The sequence below is a fragment of the Candidatus Melainabacteria bacterium RIFOXYA2_FULL_32_9 genome, from assembly GCA_001784615.1.
Classification (GTDB): Bacteria; Cyanobacteriota; Vampirovibrionia; order Gastranaerophilales; family UBA9579; genus UBA9579.
In genome coordinates this window covers 1-9,516 of the sequence record MFRQ01000073.1, presented here as the reverse complement: position 1 = coordinate 9,516, position 9,516 = coordinate 1, and the positions used below count along the sequence as shown (strand labels likewise).

Sequence of the window (9,516 nt, the reverse complement as noted above, 5' to 3'; positions counted from 1 at the left end):
AATAGATTATATTTTATATATATTTTTGAAATAAGGGATAGCAAAAAAATAGGAGTATGGATTATGCAAGTCGGAAATTTAGGTTTATATCCAAAAGTAACAAATCTGGATCTAGACCGCATTAAATCTCCAACCGAATCACAAAATCAGGTAAGAAATATATTTAATAACTTACCTGCAAATACCAACAGCGATTTGACAAGTGCATTCCAGAATGTAAGCTTAACAAACGTACAATATGCAAGCGAACTTTCTGCATTTGATATTCAAAGAGCAGCAGTAGATAATCTAACTGGTTCTTATAACAACAAGTTAGCTGATTTAAGTTCATCAGAAATGGATCACGCTACAGCATCTTTTAACACACAACAGGTCGCTCAAAGTGTTCAGAGCATTAATAGTGCAATAACAAATACTAAAGCAATTATTGGAAATTACCTTAATCAGATTTCTGGCTCTCATAGCAATATTAATGCTATAAATTCTTCTATCAGGGATATTGATAAAGACTTACTAGTTAGTGAATCTGTAGTAAATAATCATAAACACCATTCAAAAAGAATGAAGTCTTTAGAAACAGATTATAGCAGTGCTTTCCTGGCAAAAAACAGCTTAATGAATAATCTTAATTCCATTAGCACATCCATGAGCAATATAGATACACAAATAGCAGCTCTTAATACTCCAAACGCTACGGGATTAATTCCTAATGAATCAGCTATTAATCAGCTAATACAACAAAGACAAGAACTAGAAGAAAAATATGCTCAAATAACAAAAGAATTAGATAAAAATGATGAAATCATCAATCAATACGACGATTCAAAAACTATAGTAAATAGCAATGATGATAAAACCATAGCCAACCTTGAAACTAAAATAGCTGACTTACATAATAAAAGACAAGAATTAATCGCCCAAAAGCGTTCAGAACAATCAACACTTAGGGATTATCGCGATAAAAAAAACGCAGCAAATGGAGAACTCGGTGCAGCTCATGGCCTTCTTAATAGTCTTATTATTAGACAAGAAATAGCAGAAAACAATGAAGCCAGAGCTCTAACTAAAGTACACAACCGCCAAGAAGAGCTTAAACTAATACACGGTTCATTAGACAATTCATTTTCTGTTTATCAAAGCAAACAAACAAATGTAGAAAAGGCTGAACATAAATTTAATGACTCAACCGAATTTTTAAATCTAGTAACCCAGAAACATAAATTAGATAATAAATAACTTTAAAAAAAGTCCGATGTAAATCGGACTTTTCGGTATATTTTTTGAACTAAATTTATTCTTATCGTCTTAAAAAAATATGAAGGATTATTTATCCAGAATAATCCTTTTTTTGCTTAATTAGGTTATTTAAAAATTTTACCGCTAAATCTACCATGCATGAGGCTCTACAGATATCTTTTGGCTAAATAATTCTTTGCAGTTTGCAACAAATTATTAATTAATCGGAACATTATATCTAAATAGTTCGTCAAGCTAAAAAAACAAACAATAAGCGTAGGTTTAGAAGAGAAAGGACGAAGGGAGAGATGATTTTTAGATATTTACTTATTATTGTCTGTTTAATTAGCTTTTTAGCGCAGACAAATATAACATTTGCATCAGATTATTCTCAACAAGCTATTAAAACAAGGATTGTAAAAGAAGCAATTAATCATGGTATAGATCCAGCGTTGGCATTAAGCGTTGCCAAACAAGAGTCCGGATTTAACAGATCTGCCAAAAGCCACTCGGGTGCAATAGGATTATTTCAATTAATGCCTGGCACTGCAAAATATCTTGGGGTTAATCCTTATTATATCAACCAAAATATTAGAGGCGGTCTTACATACCTAAAGAGCTTAAAAAACGAGTTTGGCTCAACCGAATTAGCACTTGCAGCTTATAATGCAGGACCGGGAGCAGTTAAAAGATATGGATGGAAAATTCCTCCATATAGAGAAACTAAAAATTATGTAAAAAACATAATGTCATTCTATCAACATTATCAAAGATATCCTGATCCTATAATATCTCAGGTATATCAAGAGAAAGAATTAAAAGAACAACAAGAAAAAATTCAAGTTGAAGAGGAAATTGTTGAGAAACCTCCAGAGATTAGCCAAGATAATCAAGCGAATAAGAGGGAATTAGCTATTAATTTTTTCGCTAAAATATGGAATATACTAACATAATATAAATTTGTTAGTTGATTATTTTTTCAGTAGTATTGGGCATTACCTGCTTGGGTAAAAAAGTATTAATCCCCAACCAGATTAGTAACCTAATACTACTGTTTTTAATGGGTATCTAAATAGCTAATCTGAGTGATTAAAATAAATTTAAAAGATTTATTATATTAATAGATTACGTAATTATTAATACCGGGACCGGGGGAGGTTTATTATGAAATATTTGCAGTACATTTCATACGCACTAATTATTATAGGTGCACTTAATTGGGGCTTAGTGGGGTTATTTGGAGTTGACCTGGTTGCTGCTATTTTTGGCCCAATGAGTGCAGCAACCAGAATAATTTATTCTTTAGTTGGCTTAGCAGCAATAGTAAATTTAATACTTGAATTTACTGTTTGCAAAGCACATACTCGTTGCTATGCATATCATAGAGAATGAATTAGAAAAAGCCTGAGAGGAAGTCATAAGACTTCCTCTTTTTAATTAAAAAATTACAAATAATGTTTATTAAAAATTGTAAATAACATTTTAAAGATTTAGCAATACTTTTAATTTACTAACTTTAAGATATTAAGCAAACTTTTGCAGGACATAAAAAAAGAGAGGTAGAAAAATGATACCTAAAACACCCCAGATAAATTTTGGATCAATTAAAGGTATAGCTAAAGTTAACTCTAATGATAAATCAGGTAAACCTATTGATATTCCTGATGGAGAAAAACTAACCATTTCTGGCAATAAAGATCAAATACGCCTCTCTAACGATCCCTCTAGAGCTTATGCAATGGTTCAAATTAATAATGTAGATAACAAGAGTGAATTAGAACTTAAAGATGAAGCAAACATAAACATCGATACAATAAAAAATCTAGGAAAAGTTTCATTATATAATAATTCCAAAGCAGATATTAATGAAGCACAAAATAAGGGTGAGATAGAACAATTTGACAACAGCTATTCATCCACAAAAAATATAAATAAATCTGCTTTATCCTTAAATGATAAAGCAGCATCTGATATTAATTTACTATCATCTTCAGATGTATTATTAGATTCAGAGTCAGCATTAAATTTAAATAAAATGAATATTAAGCCAGGTGAAAAGTCTTCTATAATACAATGGAAAAACTCAAAATCAGACATAAAAGAAATAAATTCATCTCTAGAACCTATAGACAGATCAAGTTTACAAGATTTATCAATGATAGCAACCTATAATAACTCTGAAACCAATATTGGTAATATAAAAGATGTTATCTTGTATCAAGGCAACAACTCCAAATCCAGAGTATCTGAAGCTGAAAAAAATAGCTATATACATCTGGTTGATAAGTCGCAATCTTCTATTAAATGTGCTCATGCAGGAAGCAACATCAAAGCTCAAAATGGGACAAAGCTAGAAATTACAGAAGATAAAAGAAGTTGGATTGATAAAATGTTCTCCTAAGTGCCACCCATAAAATAATTTATAATATAATCTAATAAAAGAAGATCATCCACAGATGATCTTCTTTTATTGTGTAAAAAGTTGATTTTATTGTATACTTAATAAATTAGATCACAGGAGCTTGCTTGCAAGTTTTTTACTTTGGTGATCTTAGAAGCTGTCTTGTTAAAGTTGAATCGCCTTGTGAATTGTCTTTAAACAACTTTAACCGCAGTCCAAAAGTCGAGCCTGTCTGGCTAAAAATGCAAAATCAAGCTATGATACAATTACAGGCTCTTATTTAATATTGATGTAATTTAGCATCAGACCTGACCGAGTTATTGAACTATAAATATTTTTTTCAGTCTTTAATATTAGAAACGGCTTAAATCATTTATAAAAGTATTAATAGTATAAAATATTAGTGGGATATATACAAAAACAATTGTAAAGTTTAAATATGTTCAATTTTCAATATATTAAAAACCTAGCAACACCTGGAAGCTGGAGAAGAGGTTACGAATACTATCGTACCAATCAGGTTCTTGATACAGAATTACAGGATAACACTGTAATTGCTTCAGTTAAAGGTAATTTTCAGGATAAATACAATATAAAGCTTAACTTTACTCCTGAAAAAGTTTCAGCCCAATGCGACTGTCCTCTTGAAGAAGAATGGTGCAAGCATGCCACAGCAGTTGGGCTGGTCAGCATAAGCAAACACTTTTATGAAAATTATTTAACTGAAACTACAGGACAGGAATTTAAGTTTGAAGATGAAAATCCTCCTGAAATTACCGATTATCAGGGAGGATATAAATTTATCTTAAATACTAAATTTAATCCTAAATTCATAAGTATTCAAGTAATAGACAGGGTTAAAGACGAAAAAGTCGTTGATATTGAAGCAATTTTGCGTGCTGTAGTTGCACTGCAAAATGCATCCAACGGAACTTTTGAGTTAAATAATATTCAAAAATATGAATTAGCTGCTCTACAACATATTTATAAAACAGGAAGAGCTGAGAAAAAATTAGGTTTGCATAGTATTCCAATAAATAAACTTGAAGAAACCCTAAAATTTTTATCTCAAGTAGAAGAAGTTATTGATTATGAATCCAGTCAGAGACTTGTATTCAAGAAAACCCCATGGCAATTAATCCTCACAGTAAATGTTTCCTTAGTTGGCAATGTTTTATTGTCACTTCATTGGAAACGCCCTGAGCCTGAAGAGGATATTTATCCTTTAGAAGAAGTCAAATATTTTGCAAAATACGTTAAGTGGGGAAGATATAAAAATCTTATAGTACCGTTAGATACAGCCTTATCTACACTTCCACATTATTTAACCCGATCTACATTTACTGATATCAGAGATGCGGATGGGGGTAAATTCGTATATGAAGAATTACCAAAACTTAAAGATTTAATGACTGTTGAAATATCAGAGACTCTTGAGAGGTTAACACTTGAGCAGAAACCACCTACCGGTGTAATTTCTATCGAGTTAACTGAAGAAAAAGCTATTAAAGCCTCTCTTGATTTTGAATATGATGGAATGGTAGTGCCATACGGTAAATTAGCAGAAAAGACACCTTATGTAACAATTAAAAAACCTGAAGAAGAAATTATATACTGGGTAAAAAGAAATTTAGAAAAAGAAGAAAAAGCATATAAATTCCTCTTAAGCAACAAATTTCACCCCACACAGACAAATAATGTACTGATAGAGGGTGATGATGCTATAGACTTTTATAATGAAGTATTACCAAAACTTCTTAAAAACAACTGGAAAGTAGTTGAGCTTAATGATTTTTCCAGTTTAAAAGTTGCCTCTAATCCATTAAAAATACACGTTGATATTGATTTTGATGATTCAGTTGACAGCTTTAGCTTAGAAATTTCCTGTGCTGTTAGAAAAACAGAGATAGATCTCGATACAGTTCAGTATTATTTACAACAAGGCAAAAAATACTTCTATCTTGAAAAAGAAGGTTATGTAGAAGTACCTTTAGCTGATATTTTACAATTTACAAGAAGCTTAAACTATTTTGATGCTCAAAAAGCAGAAGACAGAAGATTTACCGTTAAAACATTCAGAGCAGGTCTCGTTGCTGATTTAATGGATCAGCAGGTAGCTATTAAAATGAGCAGAAAATTTAAGAAATTCTGGGATCAAATCAGTACGTTTAATACTATGGAAGATGTTGAATTGCCTAATATACAAGCAGACTTGAGAGAATATCAGAAAAAAGGGTTCAACTGGCTCTGGTTCCTGTATTCTTATGGTTTAAATGGAATCCTGGCTGATGATATGGGTCTTGGTAAAACTCTACAGGCTTTGACTCTTATTCAAAAAGCCAAGGAAAAACATGGCAAAGAGCCAACTCTGGTCATTTGTCCAACTTCTGTTGTGTTTAACTGGGAAGCCGAAATAGAAAAATTTGCACCTAAGCTAACCACTTTAAACCTGACTGGTTCAGCAAGAAAAGACTTATTCAGTAAAATTGACAAAAGAGACGTTATAATTACCAGCTATGCACTATTAAGAAGAGATATCGAAGAGCTAAAAAGGCATAACTTCAGATTTGTAATACTTGATGAGTCCCAAAATATAAAAAACTATGAGTCTGTTACGGCTCAAAGTGCTAAACAGTTAAATACATCTCATAGACTAGCTCTTTCAGGTACTCCGATAGAGAACAGATTGTCTGAATTATGGTCAGTATTTGATTTCTTAATGCCTGGGTTCCTTTATGACATAGAAGAATTTGATTATAGATATGCTAATCCTATTGAAGATAGAGGTGACAGATCAGTCGAGTCCAGATTAAAAAAACAAATATATCCTTTCATTCTGCGAAGAATGAAGAGAGATATTGCTAAAGACTTACCAGATAAAATTGAAAGCATTGCATATTGCCATATGACACCCGAGCAGCGTGATTTTTATCTTGACGTTCTTGATAGTACAAGAGAAGAAATATTTAGCAAAATTGCTGCAGATGGCATTGAAAAGAACAGAATGTCCATATTTGCTGCTTTATTAAGACTCAGGCAAATTTGTAATCACCCAAGATTATTTGATAAAGAGGGAAAACAAAAAGCTGTAGAATCTGGCAAATTTGAGCATATGAAAGAAATGCTGGAAGAGATTGTCAGTGAAGGACATAGGATTCTTCTCTTCAGTCAATTCGTACAAATGTTAGAGATAATCAAAGAATGGCTTGAAGAAAAAGGTATCAGATACGAATATCTAACAGGAGAGACTAAAGCTGAAGACCGTCCAGGTAAAGTTAACAGGTTTAACTCAGACGAATCAATACCTATATTCCTGATCAGTTTGAAAGCAGGCGGAACCGGATTAAACCTCACCGGAGCAGATTATGTAATTCACTATGATCCTTGGTGGAACCCTGCTGTTGAAGATCAAGCAACCGATAGAGCACATAGAATCGGACAAACCAAGAAGGTATTTGTCTATAAATTAATTACTAAAGGCTCTGTCGAAGAAAAAATCATGAAACTCAAAGAAAGAAAAAGGGATCTTGCAGATACTATTATCTCTATAGATAGATCAATTGGAAAATCTCTCACATATGAAGATTTAAAAGATATCCTGACACCTGATTTATAAATAATATTATTACTTTGTCCAAAAATCATGGTCGAAGAAGCCTTAAACATCGCCTTCAGTAATTAATCATAATGATATAATTATATAGTCTGGATAATAATCTGTGGAACGAGACTAAAACTATGAGTATTTTTGAAAATAACATTAAAAGAATTAAAGAATACAATCCTGTACTTGCCGATAAACTCCAAAAATATTCTTTTAATGAAAATGCCAAATTTGAACTCGTTACAGCTGAATCAGGAGATCCTAACTTAATTTATAATGGAATATGGGTTCATGACATTAAAAATCCTCAGCAGGAAGCTTCAAACGTTTTTGGACAATTTAAAAACACCTCAGAATCATCAATTAACATAATTACAGGTTTAGGCCTGGGATATTTATTTAAAAGATATTTTTTAAGTTCAAAAGGCAAAATTATTGTATATGAACCAAGCCTGGATATTCTTAAATTTACGCTTGAAATAGTGGATTTTTCTGTCGAGCTTGAAGATAAAAGAGTTCATATTGCTAATACCCACATTGAATTAATGAAATCCCTGGAAGAAGTATTTGTTCATAAGGATTTAATAAATATTAGTGGGTTAAACTCAAGTTACACTTTATATCCACAGGAAATATCCATCTTAAAAAAAGACTTATCTCAAATTATTAATCATCTTGAAGCAAATTACATAACTTTATTCCAAAAATCAGTTGAATGGGTATCACAAGGCCTGCAAAATATTCCTCAGCACATTAATAATTATAATATTGACGCTTTGAGAAGTACTTTTAGTACTAAACCTGCTGTCATAGTATCATCAGGACCTTCACTGGATAAAACAATTGAATCCTTGGCTCAATATCGAGATAAAGTAATAATATTTTGTGTAGCAAATGCATACAAAACTCTTACTAAATACAATATAAAGCCTGATTTCATAACTTTTATTGAAGTTGATGACACCAGTCCTCAAGTTAAGGAGCTTGATATTTCAGATATCAATATGATAATCCTGTCTGTAGCAAATGCAGAAATATATAAACTTGATTTTAAAAGAAAATTCATATTTTATAGTAACAATGATCTTTACTCAAGATGGATTTCAGATATCGCAGGATTTTCAGTAGAAAATTACCAAAATAAAGGAACTGTATCCTATTGCGCTTTATATTCTGCATTCATGATGGGGTGCAACCCAATAATTCTTTTAGGACAGGATTTAGCTTATTCAGCTAATCAATGTTACTCTTCAGATAGCGCTTTTGGGTCTATAAAATTTGTTAAAGACGAAATAACTGGCGAATATAAAGTTGAACTTGATAACATAGAAGAATTTAAAAAGTTTTATATAGAAAGAAAGCATACAGATGAATTCACAAATGAACTTATAAAAATAAAATTAGACAGTATTAAATCAAATTTAACTTTTGTACGTGGACAAAATGGAGATATGCTTCCTACGGATGCTAATTATGCCGGGTTTATAAAATATTTTGAACATTTTGCATATGAACACTCAAACCCTAACTCTGAACTTCAATTAATTAATTCATCAACAGGAGGAGCTCAAATTGATGGATTTAAGAATGTTGGGTTAAAAGAAGTTTTAGAAAATTTGCCTACACTTGAAATCAATGTTGACTCTAAAATAGATCAAATCTTGACAGACTATAAAGAACCAGTAAAAGAGCATATTGTTGAAATTACCAGACAAGTTAAGTATATGGCTGAAGAAATAGGTGAATTCCTCATTCTAGCACAAGACGCTCTCAATAAATCTGAACAACTACTCCTTGAACTGAAAAAAGATTCTTTCAATGTAGACAGAATTAGAATTTTAGCCAGTAACTTAATGGAATTTTATATAAAATTCCAGGGAGAACTATTTGATAAATATCAAGTTCTGATCAACTGTGTATTTAAGGAGTTGCTAGAATTAAGCAAATTAATGGAATCTGAAACTAATAATAGCTTGGAAGATCTTGTTAATATGGCTCAGACCTCTAAAAACTTTTACGATACGTTTTTGAAACAAGCAACATATATAAAGAGTATTGCTGAAATGACCCTAAATAAACATCTTTTAGAATATATATCAGATTAATCTTAGTACTCGATCACACTAAGGACGCAATAAAAAATGCTTAAGTATTTTTTATTGCTCGATTATTTGCTGGTTAATACTGAATTTTAGCATGGGTTGAAAACATCCATTAAAATTGAATTATCAAGAGAGACTGTTTGAAAGATGACAGTTTCTCTAGTTTTATAGAC

The 9,516-nt window shown here is 31.4% G+C and carries 6 protein-coding genes; all 6 read left to right on the top strand.

The features are described 5' to 3' along the window. Nucleotides 1–63: 63 nt before the first annotated feature. The gene (locus A2255_10585; GenBank protein ID OGI21027.1) at nucleotides 64–1,236 is read left to right on the top strand and encodes a hypothetical protein; all 1,173 of its coding nucleotides are present in this window, start codon (nucleotides 64–66) and stop codon (nucleotides 1,234–1,236) included. A gap of 308 nt (nucleotides 1,237–1,544) precedes the next feature. Continuing rightward, nucleotides 1,545–2,189: a hypothetical protein gene (locus A2255_10580; protein ID OGI21026.1), complete on the top strand. Its 645-nt coding sequence runs from the start codon at nucleotides 1,545–1,547 to the stop codon at nucleotides 2,187–2,189. Between the two features lie 211 nt (nucleotides 2,190–2,400). Next, a complete protein-coding gene (locus A2255_10575; GenBank protein OGI21025.1) occupies nucleotides 2,401–2,628 on the top strand; it encodes a hypothetical protein in 228 nt (75 codons plus the stop codon). A 175-nt stretch (nucleotides 2,629–2,803) separates the two neighbouring features. After that, nucleotides 2,804–3,637, top strand: coding sequence for a hypothetical protein (locus tag A2255_10570; protein OGI21024.1), 834 nt, complete (start codon nucleotides 2,804–2,806; stop codon nucleotides 3,635–3,637). Nucleotides 3,638–4,076: 439 nt separating this feature from the next. Continuing rightward, nucleotides 4,077–7,253 carry a hypothetical protein gene (locus tag A2255_10565; GenBank protein ID OGI21023.1) on the top strand — a complete coding sequence of 1,059 codons (3,177 nt, stop codon included), beginning with the start codon at nucleotides 4,077–4,079 and terminating at the stop codon, nucleotides 7,251–7,253. Between the two features lie 122 nt (nucleotides 7,254–7,375). After that, entirely contained in the window at nucleotides 7,376–9,346 is a 1,971-nt protein-coding gene (locus tag A2255_10560; GenBank protein ID OGI21022.1) for a hypothetical protein, read from the top strand. The last annotated feature ends 170 nt before the right edge of the window (nucleotides 9,347–9,516 follow it).